We start from the raw sequence: 19,153 nt of genomic DNA, 5'->3' as shown, positions 1-19,153 counted from the left end.
ACGCCGGGCAGAAGGCCCGGATGACCAGTACGATCTGGATCCTCGCCGTCATCGGGCTCGCACTCATCTGCGGCTTCCTCAGCTGGGAACGGCGGGCGGCCGAACCGGTGCTGCCGCTGCGCCTGTTTCGCAACTCGGTCTTCCGCGTGACCAGCATGCTGTCACTCGTCACCGGCGTGATCATGTTCGGCTCGATCATCTTCCTGCCGCAGTATCTGCAGCTCGTGCGCGGCATCAGCCCCACCATCTCGGGCCTGCGGCTGCTGCCACTGCTCACCGGTATGATCGTTACCTCAATCGGTTCCGGGCGCCTGGTGACGAAGCTGGGCCGATACAAAATCTTCATTGTCGTCGGCACCGGGATCCTGACGGCGGGCATGGCCCTGCTCGCCCTCATCCGCGTCGACACCAACAGCTGGGTCCTCTCCGCCATGCTGTTCGTCGTCGGCTTCGGCCTGGGCTTGTTCATCCAGAACACCATCCTGGCCACGCAGAACGGTGTCGGCATCGCTGATCTCGGCACGGCCACCTCGGCCGTCATGTTCCTGCGGACCCTCGGCGGCGCGATCGGCGCCTCCATCCTGGGCGCGATCATCATCGCCTACCAGCGCTCGCATCTGGCCGGCGACATCGAACGCTACGGCGCCCATGAGGGACCGCGTCAGACGTTCACCCACGGAATGGACCGCGCCTACCTGTGGGCGGTCCCGATCGGACTCGTCGCCTTCGCGCTTTCGTTCTTTCTTCGGGAAGTGAGGCTGCGCACCACCGCTGCCACCAGCGCTCGCACCGCCACCGCCGAATCCCCGGGATAGCCCAATCCCCTATAGCCGGGCGCTCTCAGGCAGCGTTGGCGCGCAGCGCAGCCAGGGCGGTGTCCGCGTGCCGGCTCATGGACAGCTCGGAGTCGATGCGCGCAAGCACCGTGCCGTCCGTGCGCAGGACGAACGTGGCGCGCTTGTTCGGGCCTACCTTGCGCCGGACCCCGAACGCCTGCGCGATCGTGCGGTCGGTGTCTGCGACCAATGGGAAGCCGAGCGAATGCTTCGCGCTGAACGCGGCCTGCTTGGCGACGTCGTCGGCGCTGATCCCGACGATGCCGGCACCCAACGCAGCGAACTCACCGGCCAGGTCGCGGAAATGACAGCTTTCCCTGGTACAGCCGTACGTCATCGCCGCCGGGTAGAAGAAGACCACCAGCGGACCCTTGGCCAGCAGGCCGGCCAGGTGCAGCACCGCGCCCGTCTCATCGACACCCGACAGATCCCCAACCCGATCCCCGACATCCATGTGGCAATCCTCACTTATCATGGGATGAGACGTATGACACGGTACCGGACCCGAGATCGGGATGCGCCTGCCGTACGGATCTCAAGATCCAATCGGCGACAGAAGGCCGTCAACACTGTTGACTAAAAACACCCGGAAACAGGGCGTGGATCAAGGAGTGGAATTTCGATCGCGCCAGTCATCAAGGGGCACTGTCGTGGGATGCGAGCCCGCGCCGGATCGCAGGTAGCGATACCAGGCAAGCGCTGCCGGACGAACACGCGGATCGTCGGCGAGGCTGGCCCGCATGAGATTCACGCCGGTGCGGTCCAGCACACCGTCGACGGCGTCGGCGGCGACGTCGGAAGTGACCACTCGGCCGGGGACGAGGATGCGGGCGATGAACAAACCGAGCTTGAACAAATCGGAACTGATGGACTGCGGCTCGTACAGTGCCGGCGGGAAGAAGTCCGGCGTGTGCCCCTGATCGACAACGGGGGCATTACCGACCTTGCGCACTGCGTCACAGTCCACCAGAAGCACGTCCGGTGTCGGTCGCAGCCGGTAGAGGAGGTTGCGGGCGGAGATGTCACCGAAGACGATGCCCTGCTTATGCAGGTACGCCACGAGAAAGGCCAGCCGCAGGCACAGCCACCAGCGCTGCGCGCGGTTCGGGAACGCCAAGCCGCGCGTGCGTAGCTCGGCGGGGCCCGCGAACAGCGATCCCGCCTCGTTCGGTCGGCGCTGCGATGGTTCTCCCCTTGTGGCGAACACCTCGAAGAAGGCATCGGGTATGAGCCGCATCACAACCCCGGCCACCCTCGCTCGGGCGGGAGCATCGGCGTTGTCGACGACGATCGCAAGCGGCCAGGTCAGGTGGGCGTCAAACCACAGTCGCTGCTCTGCCGGCACGGCCAGCCGCAATGCGATGATGTTGGCTAGGCCCTGCGGCGGTATCCGCCCGACGACGGAGTGATATTCCTTGTAGACGAGCGGCACCGCCACGCCGGGAAGGTCGAAGTCAGGCAGCCGGTAAATCCATGCCTGGCCGCCTCTGGCCAGCTGCTCGACTCGGCCGAGTCGTTCCCGCGCGACGGCGGCATCCTGCCATCTCATGACACCCGCTCAGAATCCGCTGTCCGGATCGATCCACGTCTCGGGCGGATCGACGATGACGGTGTCGAGTGCGTGCACGTTCGTCTCATCTATCACAACCATCTCCTGGTGGCCCGAGGCGACGACACTCCGTACGATGATCTCGGTAAGGTTCTTTATCGCACTTTCCGGGCTGGCCAGTCTGCTTTGTATGAACAATGGCACTGTCGGGGCCGGATGCGCCAGCGCTCGCATGATGTCGGGATTCGAGTCGGCGACGGCACAGGGAATGATGTTCGGCGTGCTCTGGCACTCCCTGAGCAGAGCGGCGAATGCCGCCTCCCACGCGCCGGGGGGGTCGTCGAAGGGTTCGCCGTCGCTGAGAAAAAACACGCCGGGTCGGCCCACGGCGAAACCGTCGGCCTCCAGTTGGCGGCAGTCGCGGTCGACGGTGGCCCGCAACAGATTGAAGGCGGGCGCATATCGGGTGCCGTCATCGCGGCACGCCAGGAGGGGCAGCGTCGCCGTATTGAGAAGATCACACAGCGGAAGCACCGTGCGGCTGGCGCCAGCAAAATCGATCACTCCGACCCGAACTCGCTCAGCGGCGACCGGATCGTGAGCAAGTGCCTCCCCGATCCGCCGCAGAATGAGGTTCGCCGTGTTCAGCCGTGGCCCGTCCATCGACTGCGAGACGTCTACCACGAGGTAGAAGGGAATCAGGGTGGTTCGGCCGTACACGGGCTACCTCCTTCTGCCGATCTCGTGTGACCGGTCAGGCCGACACCGTGCCATCACGTGGCGGGCTATCGGGTGGCGAGCTATCGGGTGGCGAGCAGAACGACTATGAATACAAGAACAATCAGAGCACCGACGACGAGAAGAACATCGGAAACCTTGGCGCCGGTGGTGCCGGCATCACCGGCGGTGGGGCTCGACAGCAGCGGAAACGGATCAAAACGCCCCGAGCCGGCCCGCCTGCACCAAGGGCACTCCGGCAGATGCCCGCTGTAGGTGTGGCCCGGCCGGTGCGCGCACGTGCGCACGTCGTCCCAGGCGAGGTCGAGCGCCTCGGCCCATTCCTGCGCGGCGGGACGCGTCGCGGCCGTGCCGTGCCCGGACCCGAACGTCTGGCGGGCCAGCTCGGCGACCGGTGGCGGCAGGACACCGGGCTCGATGGCCTCGGCCGGGACGTCGACCTCGCTGGGCGCCGTCAGGACGGTGATGCCGTACTGGATGTTTGTCTCCGGTGACGGGTCGACGTCCAGCGGCCGGACCGGAATGCCGTGAAACGGATGGTCACCGCACAGCAGCAGTTGACATATGAGCACGGCGAGGGCGAAGCGGTCCGTCTCGACGCTCTTGGGACCGGAAAGCTCCGGCAGCAACTCGGGCGCAGCGTATTCCGGGGTGACGGTGTGGCAGGCGAAAACCTCGCCGTCATAGGAGAACTGCAACGAATCACAGTCGAGAAAACTGATCAGCCCGTCGCTTCGAACATGGATGTTGGACGGCGCGAGATCACCCACCACGATTTCCTGGTCGTGCAGGATCGCGACCAGCTGGGCCAGATTACTGGCCACCCCCAGCAGGAATTTCCAGTCCTTGTTCGGAAATGCGCTCAGGCGGGTGCGGTGCTCAAGGAATGTACTCAGCGAATGATGATCGGAACGCCGCATGACATAACCGAGCACCGTCCCGGTGGAATCGCGGGCGACGTCCTGCGGCCACACCAGCCCCGGATGGCCGGAGGCGGGCTCGACGAACTGCGATGCGCGGTAGGCCCGCAGCATGTACTCAAGCCGGCGGCTACGCTCGGTGTCGGGCTCCCGATAAATTTTCGCGGCCTGCCGGGAATCGGCATCCACGGCGTAGACGATCGACTCGGTACCGCTGCCGAGAACGGTCGAGCAGGTCAGCCTGCGTCCGTTCACAAAAATCTCGATCACCGGCACAGGACGGCCACCACCAGTGTCGTGTCATCCTGGGTCACATCGGTGACCGCCTCCCGTAACAGCAGCTGGACGAGGCCGGAGGCATCGAAGTGATCGTCGTCAAGTAGGCTGAGCACGGTGTCGATCACAGGCTCCCTGGCCACCGCCAGCCGGCCGTCGGGGTCGCGCCGCAAGGCGACCGGGATCAGACCGTCGGTCGATACGAACACACCGGTGATCCACGGGTCGTAGACGGCATGCACCCGCACAGCCCGGCTCGTGTCCGAGGTGAGGAAGACCGTCTGACTGGAATGCTCGGCGTCGGCCGTCCCGGCGTCGAGCAGATGCAGATTGGCCTGTCCCCCGTCACCGGTGCGGATGACGATGAAGCCGTCCCCGATGCTCAGGTAGCCGATGATGGGATGAGCGAGCACGACGACCGTCAGCGTCGTCGCGAACTCGCCGACATGCGCCACGCCGGCGACCGCGGTGACGACCCGATGGAACTCGGTGACGATGTCCTCATGCACCGCCGCCAGCAGCTGGCGCAGGTCGGGCGCGCTCGCGGGCCGGCCGCCGGTGTGGATCCGGTCGCGCACGAGCCGGGTCGCGATGGCGACCGCGAGCCGGGAGCCCTCCGCTGATCGCGGTGCCGATCCGGCGCCGTCTGCCACCGCCAGGACGTGGACGTCGGGCAGGGGTTCCCGGCTGTACAGGGCAAGATGGGCGAACGAATCCTCGCACCATCGCCCTTCCCGCACGTGTGAATATCCCTGGACGCTGGCTCCCCGGACCCGCCAGCGGTAGGGCCGGCCGCGGCCTTCGTTTCGTCCCGTGAATGCGGGCTGCGGGCCGGCGGTCACGCCTGCCTCGGTTGGTAGCCACGCAGTTTGTAGTTGGGATCCTCCACGCTTCTGTCCAGTTGCAGGAGGATGTCACTGAAGTCAAACCGCCCGTAGACCATGTTTCGCTCCGGCGCAAACTCACGCAGGGTTTCCTGGCCCTGGTCGTCGATAGGTGGGATGCCGATCGCGAAGAGAGCGAGTTTCTGAGCTGCCTCCAGCCCGCGGATCTCGCTCGCCAGTGGACGCCAGTCCGTCGTCGGTTTCCCCTGGTCGTCGGTTGGCCTGCCATCGGTGACAAGCCAGACAAGCGGCCGCTTCCAGGTCACCTTTTCCTGGGCTAGCTGCCGCTTGCGCGCTTCGATGACCGAGATGCTGAGCCGAACCGCCTCGACCAACGGTGTCACGCCATCGGCGATCAACATCGGTGGTCGAAAACCGTCGGCGGGTACAAACGGTGTCCGGTCGCTACGCGGATCGAAACTCTCGTCACCGCGCCACTTGCGCACTCCCCCGGCACCGAACGTGATGAGCGCGAACTCGGTGGTCGCCGCCATCTTCTCGCCCCCGTGCATGCTGCGCGCCCAACTGGCGAGCGCGTCGTTGAGCCTGCCGATCGCCTCGCCGCGCATTGAATAGGAGGTGTCCATGCAGAGGACCACGAGCACGCGATGGCTTGGCCGGGGAATAGGGATGCTGCCGATGACGTCCCGCGGCTGGCGGCGGTCCGTCGCCCGGTCGGGGCTGCTGCGCGGAGCCATTGTCTGATTCGTCCCCGTTTCCAGTTCCTTCTCGCACACCCGGCGGCCCCAGGTGGTTCTATCGCCGGACGCCGGAGTGATCCTGTGGCGGCCACGCCTGCAGTCCGTCCACCTCATCCATCCTCAACAACACCTGGTTGCCGACGCGGGGTCGGGGCGATCCGGGACCTCCCATCCACGTTGCCCGGTAAAGTCCGCCGTCGACCGCGACGTAACCCTGCGGGTCGAACGCGGAATGCACCGTGCCGACCGGGCCGAGCGCCACATTCGGCGCCGCGACCCGGGAAACCGGCCGTGGTTCGGCCCGCCCACCGGTCACGCCGATTGGACCGCTTGCGACTCCTGCGGATCTTGTGGCTCCTGCGGATTGATCCCCGGCATCGCCATTGCGTCGCCGCCGACGCAGCCCGACCGGAAACGGCAGGCGGCGTCCACGCAGAACAACGGCACCGAACGCGAGAATCACAACCGCAATCATCACATACGCCCACGTCGGCAGTATCGGTTGGTCCTCAGTCGGGGGAGCCGGGTTGGCCAGATTTCCCAGTGTCTGCACCCGGGACCCCTGCCCAGGCCTGGCAGCCAGGAGGAACACGTCGTCGTTGGTCGCGTACATGCCCGCGTCGTGTTCCGTCGCGGTACCCTCCACCTGCTTCTGACATTCCTTCGCGCAGGGCGCCGCTGACCGACTGTTGCGCGACAGCGCGGCACGGGATTCGTCCGGGTCGGCAAAGCGGTGGTCGGCAATCGCCAGCAGCAACGAACCGGCCGTCCCGAGATCTGGTGAGCCACCCGGCGTCGGCTGGGCCGGTAATGCGACCTCGACCGCGAGCATCGCCCGGCGATTGAAGATCGAATCCAGGTCGGTCAGGTCACGACGGTCATCGGGCAGGGCGGACGGGCCGGTCACCCGTACGACAACGGCACCACCGGTTGCCGGTATGTCCTTGAGCAAGCGGTTGAGGTTTCCCAGCACGGCTCGGTCGACCGTCGCCGGCAGCTCCACGACACGGATCACAAAGGCGCTGTCACCGCCCGGTGTCGGCGTGGCCGCCGGGGTGAGCGCGGATGCCGGCGGCAGACCCCCAACGGTCGGCCCCGCAATGGCCGACCCCAGGACGAGCCCCGTGGCCAGCCCCAGGACGATGGCAATCGTCCCTGTCGCAGGTAGCGGGGCCCGTAATCGACGTGGGGGCAGCACAGCAACGCCCGCCGCGTCTGTCACGCGGTGATGATGGCTGCCTCGTAGCAACCGAAGCCCCCCGAATGTCTGCTGCTATTCGTGACCTTACAGGGCACTATAGTGATCAGAAAAGCAGCATAGCCCCGAGGACTGACATGTCGTCCACGTGACCGCACGATTGGGGGCACGGTGGGAACGCGGTGTGGGCACCATGATGGCACAGGCCGCGGCGGCCACGCCCGAAATGTTCCGGACGCGGCCTGTGCCGCATAACCGCGGACCCGGTCCTGCCGCGTGCCGATCCCAGCCGGAATCAGATCTCACCCAGGATCCGCAGGCTGCTCCGATCCGCCGAATGCCTGCCGTGATCCGCCGAGGGGCTCGGCCTGCTCCTCGCCCACGGCCTCGGTGCTCCGCTGGTCCTCGGCGGTCGCCTGCTCGGCCCCGCCCTCGGCCTGCGCCGACTGGCCGACCCCCGCTGCGACGCCGACGAGTTCCCGCAGGCGGGCCTCGACGTAGGGCTCGGTGTAATGCGACCTGTCCGCGATCCGCCGCACGAGATCGTTGACGCTGGAAGCGGCTTCGAGATCAGCGGTGCTGACCTGGACGAACTGGTCGAGAATCTGGTGCCGGATCTCCTGCCAGTTCTGCCGCAGATACTGCTCCACCTGCTGCGCCTGCTGCTGCTCCATTCGATCCCCTCCACATCGAGCTGTCATTTACAGGCATAAATCTATGCCACCCACACCAGGAGTCAACCGGAAATCATGATGGTCCTGCCGCCAAACGCAGAATGATGCAAAAATGCGGAGACGGGGTCGATGTCGACCGCAGCACCATTTACCTGGAAAAGCCTTGTTATTATTTGCGCTCCTGACATGCCAGTGGGTCACGAAGCCGTTCAAATGCATCCCGACGGATGCGCTGAAGTCCGCTACTCTCCGCGACAATACAGATAGAATCTGATGATCTATCCGGTAATGGGACCTACGCGGTGAAAGAGAACAGCGCAGCGCGGGTCCGCGCCCCGACCACGCCATCGGCCGCAAGTCCGTGCCGGCGTTGGTATGCCTTGACCGTATTTGTGGTATGTGGCCCGAACTTTCCGTCCGCCACGACAGGGTAGCCACGTCCGGTCAGCGCTCGCTGAATCTGGCGCACGCCGGGACGCCCGCGGTGGGTGTAGCGGACTTCCCGCGCCCGGGGCACTGGATCGGCGACCCGTCGTGCCGGCGCCACGTCGGCCGCAGCGGTCCGGTCCGGCGTAGTGACCGGTGTAGCCGGTGTACTGACCGGCCCAGTAGGACCACCTGGGCCGGTGGGAGCGGCCTGGTAAGTGCCTGTCGCGCCATCACCAGCTGCCTCGGTGGCGGCTGCCGCAGCCCGCCCGAGGTACACGCGGTAGGACCCGTTGGTGTACGTACTCCATGCTCCGATGCCCTGCATGTCGCACACCCGCTTGGCGGCCTGGGCGTTGATGGCTGGATCGAACAGATCTGCCCCGCCGACCCAGCCCGCATGCGCCCGCATGTTGATCTGCCACAGTCCCCGGGAATCCTCGCCATTGGGGTTGTGCGCGTTCGCGTTGCCGCCGGACTCGGCCAGCGCGACCGCGACCCAGGTCTGCAGCGGCTTCCCGTCGCAACCGCCAAGTCCCGCCTTCCTGCCGGCACCGGCGATGGAAGCGTCGGGAACAGGTGTCGCAGCGACAGAACTCGTGCCGGGCGCAGGCGCCGTACCGGCACCGGGCGATGCGGTGGGGTTCGCGCTCGCCGGACCCGCGGTCAGCATCATTCCCGCCGTCGCGCCGATGACACCGGCGGTGGCAGCCACCGCGCCGCGGTTGTACTGGGACTGCTTTCTGTGCCTTCCCCTGGTCATTATCAGATATCTCACTTCAGTATCGTCGATCGGCTCATAGGCGCCGCGCGGACGCACCCGTCACAGCCAAACTGGCGGAATGCCCACGGTGGGGCACGCGGCAGCCCGGCCATGACGGGTCGCATGTCTGTTACCAGCCGAGCCAGGTCACCCCAGGCGACCAACGAGATAACTCGTGGAATAAATCTTCTGAAGCCGGACGACGGTTCCGCTGTGGGGAGCGGCCCACATCATGTCGCCCCCGGCGTAGATCGCCACGTGATGGATGTTTCCGGGCTGCCCGAAGAAGATGAGATCACCGGGTTGCTTGGCATCCCGCGATATCTTCTGCGACGCCGCGTACTGGGCGTCGGTCACCCGCGGCACGCTCCGGCCGAGCTGTTTGTAGATGTACTGGACAAGCCCGGAACAATCAAAGGAGTTCGGACCCTGGGCGCCCCACACGTATGGCTTGCCCGCCTGCTTCGATGCCAAATAGACGATCTTCTCACCAAGACTGGCAGTGGACGCCGCGGAACCGTCCTGCCGCGACGACGCACTGTCCGGCGGTGCCGAGAGGCCGCCAGTCTGGGCCGACACCGAACCAGCGGCCGATGCCGGGTCGGACGCCGAGGGCGCGGCAGCGGCGTCACCGGCAGCGGCGTCACCGGCAGCGGTATCACCGGCCCAGGTCTGCGCGGTGGGGGTGGCACCAATGGTGGCAGTGGTGGCAGTGGTGGCAGTGGTGGCAGTGGTCGAGCCGGCCGGACTGTCAGCCCCGGCGTCGTTCGCCAGTGCGGGGGCCGCAAAAGCGGTCAGAGCGACGGTCCCGGTGGCCGCGGCGGCAACCACCGCACGTGCGGACCGGCGGCGGAAGCTGGACCTGGCGGTCGGTGCACGGTGGCGACCGTGTCCGGACGGAACCCCGTCAGCAGAATCTGCACACGCCTGATATGCAGGCAACAATGATCCTTCCCGTACGCCTGCGAGGTTAGCTGTCGGGTTCGGGCCGGGAAGCCCGGTCAGCGCGGAGATCCGCGGCCGACTTCACCCCGAGGACGGCGCCACAAGGGCGACGTCCGCCAAGTCCTGGTTCCCCCGCTGCTGCCCTGGTGATTACTAGAAGGGAACACCGGACCGAGGGCAGAACTCGGCGTTCGGCCCGGTGTTGCTGAGAGCCCGGCCACGGTAGCGAACTACACGCTGTGACCGCAAGGGCCATTTTCTGCGAATCTCGACGCATGTCGACTACTATGCGTATTAATCATCCGACCGGCCGGTCAGAAGAATCGGATCAAGACCGCCGACCGTGCGTCGAGCTCGGCGGCAGAATACCGACATGCACTGGCCGCGAGGACACGCACGGTGATAGCGATGAGCAAACAGGCCAATCGACGGGGGTGCGTCTTGTCTCATCTGGCAGGGGTTCTGGCAGGGGTTTTGGCATCGTCTTCGGTCGAATCCTTACCATCGGTCCCGGCCGCCAACACGGCGTCGCCGAAAAGGAGTCAGCGATGACGGCTGTGCAACAGTTGGTCGAGCATGCGTTGGCGGAGGTCGGCTACGCCGGGGATGGCCATAACCATACGAAGTACGGCCAGGAGTTCGGCTACGACGGGAATGCATGGTGCGCGATTTTCGTCTGGTGCATGTTCGAGCAGGTCGGGATCAACCTGCCGCTGAAGTCGGCGTACGTGCCCACGATCTGGTCCTGGGCGCGAGCCCACGGCCTGGCCATCGCCTCCACCGAGGCCAACCCCGGAGACCAGATCATCTTTGACTGGACAGGCCACGAAACCGCCGCTGGCAATGACACCCACACCGGCCTGGTCGTCGAACGCACCGGCAATAATGTCGTCACGGTCGAGGGCAACGTCGGAAACGATCAGGTACTACGCAGAACCTGGCTTGCCGGCGGTACACTTATCGCCGGGTGCGTGAACTGGCAGTCGATGTTCAGCGGTGGCCCGCGTTTCCCGCTCGCCCCCCAGAACCCGCCGAACCGGTTCGCCTACTTCCCGACGGTCGCGCGCGGGTCTCTCGATCAGGGCGAGTCAGGCGTGTTCCCGGATCTGCGCCACCCGGTCACGACCGCTCAGAACGCGCTCAACATCGCGACGGGCAGGGAGGGCGACAATCGCCTGCTCTCCCCGGACGGCGCCTTCGGCCCGCTGACGGAGACAGCGTTCCGTGATTTCCAGGCATTCTGCCGGTTGACCGACCCGGCGGTGGCAGTCACCGGTGCGGTCGACCGGACGACCTGGCGCCTTCTCGACTATTTCCTCGACATCAAAGGCCGGTGAACCGACGCCTACGCGATCTTTCGAGGTTTGTGCGATCGACAAGGACTCTTCCGTCGCACAAACCTCGAAAAATCGTCTACCCGGGTGGCGAAAAATCGTCTACCCGGGTGGCCGGGTGGCCGGCAGACGCTAGCCGGCAGGCGCTACGATCGTCATGACGCGCTCGCATGGTTGTCGAGGTGACGGCGGACCACACGACGGGCGATCGCCCAGCGGTGGGTCTCCGACGGCCCGTCATAGATACGGAACGGCCGGACCTCGCGCAGGAAGCGCGAGAGCAGCACATCCCCGGAGATACCGAGGGAACCACAGATCTGCAGCGAACGGTCGACGACCCGCCAGACGGCCTCGGCGGTGAACGTCTTCGCCACCGCGGTCGACTGAGCCCCGGAGCGACCCTGGTCGAGTTCCCAGCATGCCTGCAGGACCAGCCCGCGGGACGCCGCGATATCAATCTCATTATCCGCGATCATCGCCTGGACCATGCCCAGCTCCGCCAGCCGGGAACCGAACAGCCGCCGGTCCGCCGCCCGGGCCACGGCGATATCCTGGGCCCGGGCGGCGATCCCCAGCCAACGCATGCAGTGGGTCGTCCGCGCCGGCCCGAGGCGAACCTGGGCATAGTCGAAACCCTTGTCCACCTCGCCGAGAACCGCGTCGTGCGGCACCAGGCAGCCGTCGAACAGCATCTCGCAATGACCGCCGTACAGGCTCTCGTCGAGGGTCTCGACATGACGGACGATCTTCATTCCGGGGTTGTCCGCGTCGACGAGGAACATCGTCGCTCCACCGCGGTGACCCGGTTCGCCCGATGTGCGGGCCATGCAGATCGCATATGCGGCACCGTCCGCGCCGGTGATGAACCACTTACGGCCGTCGATCCGCCAGCCGCCCGGCTCCTTTGCAGCGCGCGTGGTCAGAGCGGTCGGATCCGACCCCGCTCCGGGCGCGGGCTCGGTCATCGCGAAGCAGGACCGCACCTCGCCCGTTGCCAACGGCCGCAGATACCGCTCCTTCTGCTCGGCCGTCGCGATGGCCTCCAGCATGTGCATGTTGCCCTCGTCGGGGGCGGCGATGTTCAGTGCCAGCGGGCCGAACAGCGAGTAGCCCGCCGCCTCGAAGACGGGTGCGCGTCCGCGCATGTCCAGGCCGTGCCCGCCGAACTGCGCCGGCACGTGCGGGGCGAAGAGCCCCGCGTCCTTCGCCGCCTGCTGCAGCCGCGCCCGCATCGCGTCACCGCCGCGCGCGGCCACGCCTGCGAACGCCTCCTCCTCGGGGACGACGACGCTGCGCACGAACTCGGCAGTGTGTCTGGCGAGTTCACTGACCACCGGGTCATGGCCAAGATCAATGGACACGTGAACCTCCTTCATACCGGCCGGCGTCGCCCAAAGGAGACCCGCCGCGGATCTGGCCGAGAATCGTCAGTTTTCCGTCAGCAAAGCAGGCCGGTCGACTCGTGCACAAGGAACAGGCGCCATTGAAGATCAAATCGTGAACAAGGCTCGTCAACATTGTTGACTATCATGTGTGCACGCGGACGGCCCGAACCAACCCGCACTCCGCGCCCACCGACGGCGGGCCCGGTCGGGCCGGATCAGTCCAGATGGTAGATGCGGGCGGCGTTGTCGTGCAGAATCTTGCGCAGCGCGTCGCCGGGCAGCTGCGCGAACGCCTCCGCGACGAACAGGTCCGGCCGGATCGCCGCGCTCGCCGGGCCGGGCGACATGCTCGTCGGGTGCGGGAAGTCGGTCTCGTAGAGGAAGTTGTCGGCTCCGAGAAGTTCGATCGCCTGCCGGGCGGTCTCCCGCTCGAACCAGAAACAGCCGAAGATCTGGCGCTGGAAGTACTCGCTGGGCAGCAGGTCGTATTCGGGGTGTTCGATCGGGACGCCGCAGTTCCTCCACTGCCAGTCCAAAGCGGCGAGGGCGTAGGGGAGCCAGCCGATTCCGCTCTCGACCGAGACGAAATTCAGCCTCGGGAAGCGGTGGCAGATCCCGGCACAGATGACGGTCGCGATGGCACGGGCGTTGCCCATGAAGAAGGAAACCCCGACCGAGGCGTAGTTCGCGTGGATCCCGTTACCCGGGAAGTTCTTCTCGATCAGGGACAGGTCGCCCGATGCGATGTGGAAGTTCACCGGAACGCCGAGATCCTGGGCGGTCGCCCAGATCGGGTCCCAGTGCGGATCACCGAGCAGCGGCAGACCGAAGAAGTCGGTCTCCTGAGCCATGATCACGCCCCGGTGCCCCATCGCGACTGTTCGTTCGATCTCAGCGACGCTCGCCGCCAGATCCCAGAAGGGCAGCGCCGCCATGGGCAGCAGCCGGGACGGGTCCGCGCTCGCCCAGTCGGTCTGGTAGTCGTTGTACGCCTGGATGCAGCGCACCATCAGTTCGGGGTCCTTGAGTCCGAGGAACCTCCCGGTACCGAACCCCGCCACGTTGGGATACAGCACCTGCGCCCAGATCCCGTACTCGTCCATTTTGCGCAGCCGATCGGGGGCGTTCCACAGCGCCGGGTCGACGTCGGCGAGGCGCCGGGGATGCTTCGGCGGGAACTCCGCCCAACCGGCCATCGCTCCGCCCGCGGTGGCCGACAGGCGCGCGTCGCCGAAATACCACGCCTCCTCCTGGAGGTCGTCATCCCAGCGGACGTGCGGAACCAGATCACCCCACTTCGCCGTGGAGATCCGCGACGTCCACAGATCGGCGGGTTCGATCACATGGGTATCCGCGTCGATCACTCTGATGCCATCGGTCACTGCCGTCCCGGCCATGACGCCGCTCCCCTCGAGGTCTTCGGGAGACGCCGGATGTCACGACGCGCGTCCCGGCCGCACTCTGATGTGATCTATACCTTATTTCTTATGAGGAAATCCGACAAGCGGTCCCGGAAATGTAGCGCGGACGCGATTTCCTCTCGCCGAACGGAAAGACCGGTCCACATTGCGGCCTCGAACGACTTCGGCTACCGCAGGCACTGACCCGGTCACCTGGGCGACCCCATCGAGTGCCGCCCAGGCGCCGACCCACGGCGCACGCGTCCGGCTCACGCGGCCCGATCCACCCAGGTACCTCACCTGTCAGACGTCCACCGCCGGCCCCGGCGGACCGGCCGCGACCGTGATCGCGTCTTCCGGACACGAACTGGCGCCGAGCCGGGCCGCTTGTGCCCGGTCCGCGGTCACCACGAAGGTGACGCCGCGGGGGAGGCAGAAACCGTCGTCATCGGTGTCGAACACCTCCGGAGCGAGCGAATAGCAGCGGCCCTGCCCGGTACACCGGGTGGGGTCGACCATGATCTGCACGGTGAGCCGCTCCCCCGTTGTCGGATCGGCGGTCATGACCGGTCCCAGACCAGCGGCAGGGCGACCAGCCCGGCTGCACCACCGCGCTCCAGCACCGGCTCACCGCCCGCGATCCGGTAGTCGGGGATCCGCCGGTGCCACTGCTCCAGCGCAACCGCCATCTCGGCGCGCGCGAGATGGGAGCCCAGGCACCGGTGCGGTCCGGCGGCAAAGGAGATGTGCCGGTTGACCGCACGGTCGAGATCGACCTGGTCAGCGTCTGGAAACGAGCGCGGGTCGCGCATGGCCGCACCGAGCAACAGCAGCGCCATGTCCCCCTTCTTCATCGGGCAGCCGTGGAAGTCCACGTCACGGGTGATCTTTCGGCCATCCTGGATGATCGGGAACGCCCGCAGGAACTCCTCGACCGCCGTCGGCACCACCCCCGGTTCGGTCGCCACCCGTCGACGGTGCTCCGGCGTCGTCGCCAGATGGTGGAACGCATAGCTCAGCTGGCTCTTGACGGTGTCGAGACCCGCAAGCACCAACACAACGCACATCTGCAGAATCTCGTCATCACGCAACGGTCTATCTTCATAATGTGCTGTCATGAGATAGCTGACGAAGTCACTCTCGGGGTCGCGCAGCGTCGCCCGCCGATCCGCGACGACACCGATGAAGTACTCGGTCATCGCGCCCATCGCCGCCATCGTCCGGGCCTGGCCCTCAGGATCGGTGAAGGCGTCGAAGACCGTGTCCACCCACTCGACGAACAACGCGTCATCGGTCTCAGGCAAACCCATGATCGACAAAAACACCCGGGTCGGGTACACCGCCGCGAAGTCGGCCACGAACTCGCAGCCACCGGAGTCGAGAAAGGCGTCGATGGTCCGGTCGCACAGTTCGCGCATCCGGGGCGTCGCCCGGGCGACCGCACGGGGTGAGAAGGGCGGGTTGAGGATCTGACGGTACCTGCCGTGCTCGGGTGGGGCGACATTGGTCGGAATCCAGCGGTAACCCGGGTTCGGGTCCAGGACGATCACCGAGTCGCTACCGAAGACCTCGGGGTTCTGGTAGGCCTCGCGGCACTGATCAAAGCGGGTGATCATCCAGAAGCCGGCCCCGAAACTGTTCCAGTAGACGGGGGACGCCTCACGCAGCTGCGCCATCTCTCCGATGCCCGCCAGCACCGGCCGCGGCGACATGATGTCGTAGTTGACCACCGGGCAGGACCCGGCGGGCGTCGCGCGCTCCGGCATGGGTGTGGGTACGGGCGCCGACATCAGCCGAGTGCCAGACTCTGGTCGAACGTCCGGACCTCGATCCAGCCGATCTCGAGTTGGATCTCGGTGATGACCCAACCGTCACCGTCGCGGCGCAGCCGGTTGCGGTAACGACTGGACATCTGCAGAACCTGGTTGGGGTCGTCGGCGGCAACCTGGTGGGAGGTGAGGTAGGCGAGCGCCGAGGCCTGATCGCCTTCGACGTCGACGTGGTAGACAGACACAAGGTGGTGTTGGAAGCCGCGGTCCGCCGTCATCTTGTCGACCCAGGCCACGATGGCATCGGCGCCCTCGACCCACTCGCTCCACGTACCGGCTGCGTTGAAGCGCATCCGAGCGTCGTCGTCGAACACCGTGCGTAAACCTACAAAATCCTTCTGGTCGACCGTCGAACAGTAACGGTAGAGCGTGTCGCTCGCGTTGATGTGGTCGCGGACATCCTCGAACGTCTTCACAGTGGTCATCCGGTGCTCCTCCTGCCATGGGGGGATCGGTTGCGGTGACTTGCGGTGACACTGCCAACCGGCCGGTCCGCATCGCTCTGGCGGGTCGATTCCGGCCGCATGTCACACCTTCGTCGATGGCTGAAGGCGAGGTTGGAGACAGATTCCTTATAACGAACTAGCTTGTCAAGGGTGATCAGTGATCCGATTCGTTACCAGCGGACTGGTCGAGACACACGATCATCTTCCCGACGTTGTCGCCGCGGAGCATGGCCAGGAAGGTCGGCCAAGCGGCCTCAATACCACCGTGGACAACCGTCTCGACACTGCGGACAGCGCCCTCGCGCAGCCAGCGCGACATGTCACCGGTGAATGCGGCGCGCTGGTCGGCATGGTCACCGACGAGAAAACCCGCCATCCGCAGCCGCCGCCAGATCATCAGCAGCAGGTTGCGTGGACCAGGTACGGGCTCGGTCGCGTTGTAGGTGGAGATCGCCCCACAGAGCGCGATGCGGCCGAACGGGCGCATCACCCGGATCGCGGCTTCCAGCTGTTCTCCCCCGACGTTGTCGAAATACACGTCCAAACCGTCGGTGTCAAGCTGCGCGAGAGCCGCGGAGAGCGACGCCCGCACAGGCTGATCACGGTAGCTGAACGCGGCGTCGAACCCCAGATCCTCGGTGAGAAAGCGGACCTTCTCCTCGGAGCCTGCACTGCCGATGACACGGCAGCCCATGACCTTGGCGATCTGGCCGACCGTGGCGCCCACCGCACCGGCCGCCGCCGAGACGAACACGGTTTCTCCGGGTGTGCACGCGGCGACGTGGCGCAGCCCGACATAGGCGGTCATACCCGTGATGCCCAGTGCACCGAGGTACGTGGAGTCGGGAAACCCGGTCGTGTCGACGGGTTCAACGTCGACGGGTTCAACATCCGCGGCGGCTACCAGCGCGTACTCCCGCCATCCCGCCCGGTGGACCACGTGCCGGCCGACCGGGATGGCGGACACACCGGACGCAACCACCTCGCCGACCGCGTGTCCCTGCATCGGGGCGCCGAGCGCATAGGGCTCGACATACGAGGCCACCGCACTCATCCGGCCACGCATGTACGGTTCCACCGACATCACGGTGTTGTGCACGAGGAGCTCACCAGCGCCGGGGTCGGGTATGTCGACCTCGACCAGAGCCACATCGTCGTCCGTCGGCCATCCCGCAGGACGGCGCACCAGGTGCCATTCCCGGCTACCGGTCACCGCTGGCTCCTCTCCACCCGGTTCGCCCCGCCGGCGCATCGTCATCGGCTATTGCTCGCGCCATGACCGCGGTGGACCGCGGTGGGCTGCGCCATGCCGGATTCGCACAATATTCGTCGTGATGAAAAGCCACAAGGGTCATGTCGCCCCTTCCCGCCGCCGGCTGGGCGGGTGACCGCGTCACCACCATCTCCACCGTCGACGACAGACTAAAGCAGACCAGAGCAGACCAGAGCAGAGCAGGCCAGGCCAGAGCGGTCGCAACCGGGGCTTGCGGCTTTTCATCATGAGAAATAAAGTCGGCTACACACCCGCGTACAGGGAGGTCACACGGTGGACGCTCGGCATCCGTCGCTGGTGCAACGGCAGCCCCGGGCCCGACGCGGGCCGCTGTCGGGCATCCGCGTGGCCGACTTCTGCTGGATGGGCGTCGGTTCCGTCGCCACCCGCATGCTCGCGGACTTCGGCGCCGAGGTCATCAAGATCGAAAGCCGGACCCGGCTGGACATGCCCCGCCGATTACCGCTCTACAAGAACGACTCCCGCTCGTTCGGCGCGGAGGATCCCGATCCCGACCCGGACAAGGGCGGACTGTTCAACAACTACAGCCGCAACAAACTCGGCGTGACAATCAACATGCGGTCCGTCGAGGGCCGGGAACTGGCCGAGCGACTCATCGCACAAAGCAGTGTGGTGACGGAGAACTTCGCTCCCGGCGTCATGGCAGGCTGGAATCTGACCTACGAACGGCTACGCGCGCTGTGCCCCGAGGTCATCTACGCCCACATGAGCGGTTTCGGCCAGAACGGCCCGCACCACTCCTACCGCAGCTACGGGCCGGTGGTGCAGGCGGTCAGCGGACTGTCCTTCATCAGCGGCCTACCCGACCGGGAGCCCTCGGGTTGGGGTCTGTCCTACATGGACAACCAGGCTGCCTACTACAACAGCGCGGCCCTGCTCATGGCGATCATGCATCGCAACGCGACCGGGAAGGGCACGGAAATCGACACCTCCGCCGTGGAGGTCGGCGTCAGCCTGCTCGGTCCCGATCTGCTGGACGTCACCGTAAACGCACGACCGACCCGCCGGCCGGGCTTCCCCCCGGGTAACCGGCTGGAACACCCGCAGGCTGCCCCGCACGGGGTGTACCCCTGCGCCGGCGAGGACCGGTGGGTGGCCGTCGCAGTCTTCGACGACACCGACTGGCACCGTCTGACCGAAGCCATCGGCAACCCCGCATGGACGACGGACCCGCGTTTCGCCAGCGGATCGAGCCGGTTCGCCCACGCTGACGCGCTCGACGCCCACCTCGCGGAGTGGACCAGACAGCGGTCACCGCATGAGGTCATGACACTGCTGCAGGACAACGGCGTCTGTGCAGGTGCCGTCCAGGACGCGCGCGACCTCAACGAGGTCGACCCGCAGCTTGCCCATCGCGGCACGTTCTTCGAGCTGGACCACCCGGTGATCGGCCCGGCGCGCTTCGAGGGGACACCGGTGGCGTTCTCCCGTGTCGAACAGGACAACTGGCGGTCAGCCCCGCTGCTCGGCGAGGACAACTCCTACGTGTTCAGCGACATCCTCGGCCTGTCCACGAACGAAGTGGCCGACCTCGCCGCGGCGGGTGTGATCTGAG

Annotated in this window: 19 protein-coding genes and 1 riboswitch; of the genes, 3 read left to right on the top strand and 16 right to left on the bottom strand. The window is 66.3% G+C overall.

The features are described 5' to 3' along the window. The first annotated feature begins 20 nt into the window (after positions 1 to 20). A complete protein-coding gene (locus U9983_RS12485; RefSeq protein WP_322754178.1) occupies positions 21 to 815 on the top strand; it encodes an MFS transporter in 795 nt (264 codons plus the stop codon). 25 nt (positions 816 to 840) lie between these two features. Here U9983_RS12485 and U9983_RS12480 read toward each other — a convergent pair whose 3' ends face one another. The 10 genes from U9983_RS12480 to U9983_RS12435 form a co-directional block, all read right to left on the bottom strand. After that, complete coding sequence (locus tag U9983_RS12480) at positions 841 to 1,290, bottom strand: peroxiredoxin (RefSeq protein WP_322754177.1); 450 nt, start codon at positions 1,288 to 1,290, stop codon at positions 841 to 843. Between the two features lie 150 nt (positions 1,291 to 1,440). Then, on the bottom strand, positions 1,441 to 2,385 hold the full coding sequence (locus tag U9983_RS12475) for a hypothetical protein (RefSeq protein WP_322754176.1): 945 nt from the start codon (positions 2,383 to 2,385) through the stop codon (positions 1,441 to 1,443). Positions 2,386 to 2,394: 9 nt separating this feature from the next. Continuing rightward, entirely contained in the window at positions 2,395 to 3,105 is a 711-nt protein-coding gene (locus tag U9983_RS12470) for a vWA domain-containing protein (protein WP_322754175.1), read from the bottom strand. Between the two features lie 80 nt (positions 3,106 to 3,185). Continuing rightward, positions 3,186 to 4,298 (bottom strand): protein kinase domain-containing protein, encoded by a 1,113-nt coding sequence (locus U9983_RS12465; RefSeq protein WP_322754174.1) that lies wholly within the window; start codon positions 4,296 to 4,298, stop codon positions 3,186 to 3,188. 11 nt (positions 4,299 to 4,309) lie between these two features. After that, entirely contained in the window at positions 4,310 to 5,161 is an 852-nt protein-coding gene (locus U9983_RS12460) for a protein phosphatase 2C domain-containing protein (RefSeq protein ID WP_322754173.1), read from the bottom strand. Continuing rightward, positions 5,158 to 5,901 carry a hypothetical protein gene (locus tag U9983_RS12455; RefSeq protein ID WP_322754172.1) on the bottom strand — a complete coding sequence of 248 codons (744 nt, stop codon included), beginning with the start codon at positions 5,899 to 5,901 and terminating at the stop codon, positions 5,158 to 5,160. Before U9983_RS12455 ends, U9983_RS12460 begins: the two co-directional genes overlap by 4 nt. A gap of 58 nt (positions 5,902 to 5,959) precedes the next feature. Then, positions 5,960 to 7,126: a hypothetical protein gene (locus tag U9983_RS12450; protein WP_322754171.1), complete on the bottom strand. Its 1,167-nt coding sequence runs from the start codon at positions 7,124 to 7,126 to the stop codon at positions 5,960 to 5,962. A 278-nt stretch (positions 7,127 to 7,404) separates the two neighbouring features. Next, the gene (locus tag U9983_RS12445; RefSeq protein ID WP_322754170.1) at positions 7,405 to 7,776 is read right to left on the bottom strand and encodes a hypothetical protein; all 372 of its coding nucleotides are present in this window, start codon (positions 7,774 to 7,776) and stop codon (positions 7,405 to 7,407) included. Between the two features lie 295 nt (positions 7,777 to 8,071). Continuing rightward, entirely contained in the window at positions 8,072 to 8,965 is an 894-nt protein-coding gene (locus U9983_RS12440) for a peptidoglycan-binding protein (RefSeq protein WP_322754169.1), read from the bottom strand. Between the two features lie 147 nt (positions 8,966 to 9,112). Beyond that, on the bottom strand, positions 9,113 to 9,796 hold the full coding sequence (locus U9983_RS12435; RefSeq protein WP_322754168.1) for a C40 family peptidase: 684 nt from the start codon (positions 9,794 to 9,796) through the stop codon (positions 9,113 to 9,115). Positions 9,797 to 9,910: 114 nt separating this feature from the next. Continuing rightward, positions 9,911 to 10,069: riboswitch (cyclic di-AMP (ydaO/yuaA leader) on the bottom strand. A 389-nt stretch (positions 10,070 to 10,458) separates the two neighbouring features. Here U9983_RS12435 and U9983_RS12430 point away from each other — a divergent pair. Further along, on the top strand, positions 10,459 to 11,247 hold the full coding sequence (locus U9983_RS12430; protein ID WP_322754167.1) for a CHAP domain-containing protein: 789 nt from the start codon (positions 10,459 to 10,461) through the stop codon (positions 11,245 to 11,247). Between the two features lie 152 nt (positions 11,248 to 11,399). On the opposite strand, the gene U9983_RS12425 is transcribed toward U9983_RS12430, so the two are convergent. The 6 genes from U9983_RS12425 to U9983_RS12400 all read right to left on the bottom strand — a co-directional run bounded on the left by U9983_RS12425 (position 11,400) and on the right by U9983_RS12400 (position 17,556). Further along, positions 11,400 to 12,605: an acyl-CoA dehydrogenase family protein gene (locus U9983_RS12425; RefSeq protein ID WP_322754166.1), complete on the bottom strand. Its 1,206-nt coding sequence runs from the start codon at positions 12,603 to 12,605 to the stop codon at positions 11,400 to 11,402. Positions 12,606 to 12,844: 239 nt separating this feature from the next. Then, positions 12,845 to 14,026, bottom strand: a complete 1,182-nt coding sequence (locus tag U9983_RS12420; protein ID WP_322754165.1) for an amidohydrolase family protein — start codon at positions 14,024 to 14,026, stop codon at positions 12,845 to 12,847. Positions 14,027 to 14,332: 306 nt separating this feature from the next. Then, complete coding sequence (locus U9983_RS12415) at positions 14,333 to 14,593, bottom strand: ferredoxin (RefSeq protein ID WP_322747120.1); 261 nt, start codon at positions 14,591 to 14,593, stop codon at positions 14,333 to 14,335. Continuing rightward, the gene (locus U9983_RS12410) at positions 14,590 to 15,759 is read right to left on the bottom strand and encodes a cytochrome P450 (protein WP_322754164.1); all 1,170 of its coding nucleotides are present in this window, start codon (positions 15,757 to 15,759) and stop codon (positions 14,590 to 14,592) included. The genes U9983_RS12415 and U9983_RS12410 overlap by 4 nt, the downstream gene beginning before the upstream one ends. 59 nt (positions 15,760 to 15,818) lie before the next feature. Next, positions 15,819 to 16,283, bottom strand: coding sequence for a nuclear transport factor 2 family protein (locus U9983_RS12405; protein ID WP_322754163.1), 465 nt, complete (start codon positions 16,281 to 16,283; stop codon positions 15,819 to 15,821). Between the two features lie 175 nt (positions 16,284 to 16,458). Further along, positions 16,459 to 17,556, bottom strand: coding sequence for an NADP-dependent oxidoreductase (locus U9983_RS12400; protein WP_416211380.1), 1,098 nt, complete (start codon positions 17,554 to 17,556; stop codon positions 16,459 to 16,461). A gap of 294 nt (positions 17,557 to 17,850) precedes the next feature. On the opposite strand from U9983_RS12400, the gene U9983_RS12395 reads away from it, so the two are divergent. Continuing rightward, on the top strand, positions 17,851 to 19,152 hold the full coding sequence (locus U9983_RS12395) for a CoA transferase (protein ID WP_322754161.1): 1,302 nt from the start codon (positions 17,851 to 17,853) through the stop codon (positions 19,150 to 19,152). Position 19,153: the final 1 nt, after the last annotated feature.

The organism is Protofrankia sp. Cas3 (genome assembly GCF_963555955.1).
Lineage (GTDB): Bacteria > Actinomycetota > Actinomycetes > Frankiales > Frankiaceae > Protofrankia.
Note: the sequence above shows the minus strand (reverse complement) of the source record. Positions and strands in the feature narration are given on the sequence as shown.

Excerpts from the sequence above, each read along its gene's own strand:
- U9983_RS12400 (WP_416211380.1), bottom strand. The coding sequence starts at position 17,556 with ATGCGCCGGCGGGGCGAACCGGGTGGAGAGGAGCCAGCGGTGACCGGT.
- U9983_RS12420 (WP_322754165.1), bottom strand. The coding sequence starts at position 14,026 with ATGGCCGGGACGGCAGTGACCGATGGCATCAGAGTGATCGACGCGGAT.
- U9983_RS12415 (WP_322747120.1), bottom strand. The coding sequence starts at position 14,593 with ATGACCGCCGATCCGACAACGGGGGAGCGGCTCACCGTGCAGATCATG.
- U9983_RS12485 (WP_322754178.1), top strand. The coding sequence starts at position 21 with ATGACCAGTACGATCTGGATCCTCGCCGTCATCGGGCTCGCACTCATC.
- U9983_RS12405 (WP_322754163.1), bottom strand. The coding sequence starts at position 16,283 with ATGACCACTGTGAAGACGTTCGAGGATGTCCGCGACCACATCAACGCG.
- U9983_RS12430 (WP_322754167.1), top strand. The coding sequence starts at position 10,459 with ATGACGGCTGTGCAACAGTTGGTCGAGCATGCGTTGGCGGAGGTCGGC.
- U9983_RS12475 (WP_322754176.1), bottom strand. The coding sequence starts at position 2,385 with ATGAGATGGCAGGATGCCGCCGTCGCGCGGGAACGACTCGGCCGAGTC.
- U9983_RS12445 (WP_322754170.1), bottom strand. The coding sequence starts at position 7,776 with ATGGAGCAGCAGCAGGCGCAGCAGGTGGAGCAGTATCTGCGGCAGAAC.
- U9983_RS12480 (WP_322754177.1), bottom strand. The coding sequence starts at position 1,290 with ATGGATGTCGGGGATCGGGTTGGGGATCTGTCGGGTGTCGATGAGACG.
- U9983_RS12455 (WP_322754172.1), bottom strand. The coding sequence starts at position 5,901 with ATGGCTCCGCGCAGCAGCCCCGACCGGGCGACGGACCGCCGCCAGCCG.
- U9983_RS12440 (WP_322754169.1), bottom strand. The coding sequence starts at position 8,965 with ATGACCAGGGGAAGGCACAGAAAGCAGTCCCAGTACAACCGCGGCGCG.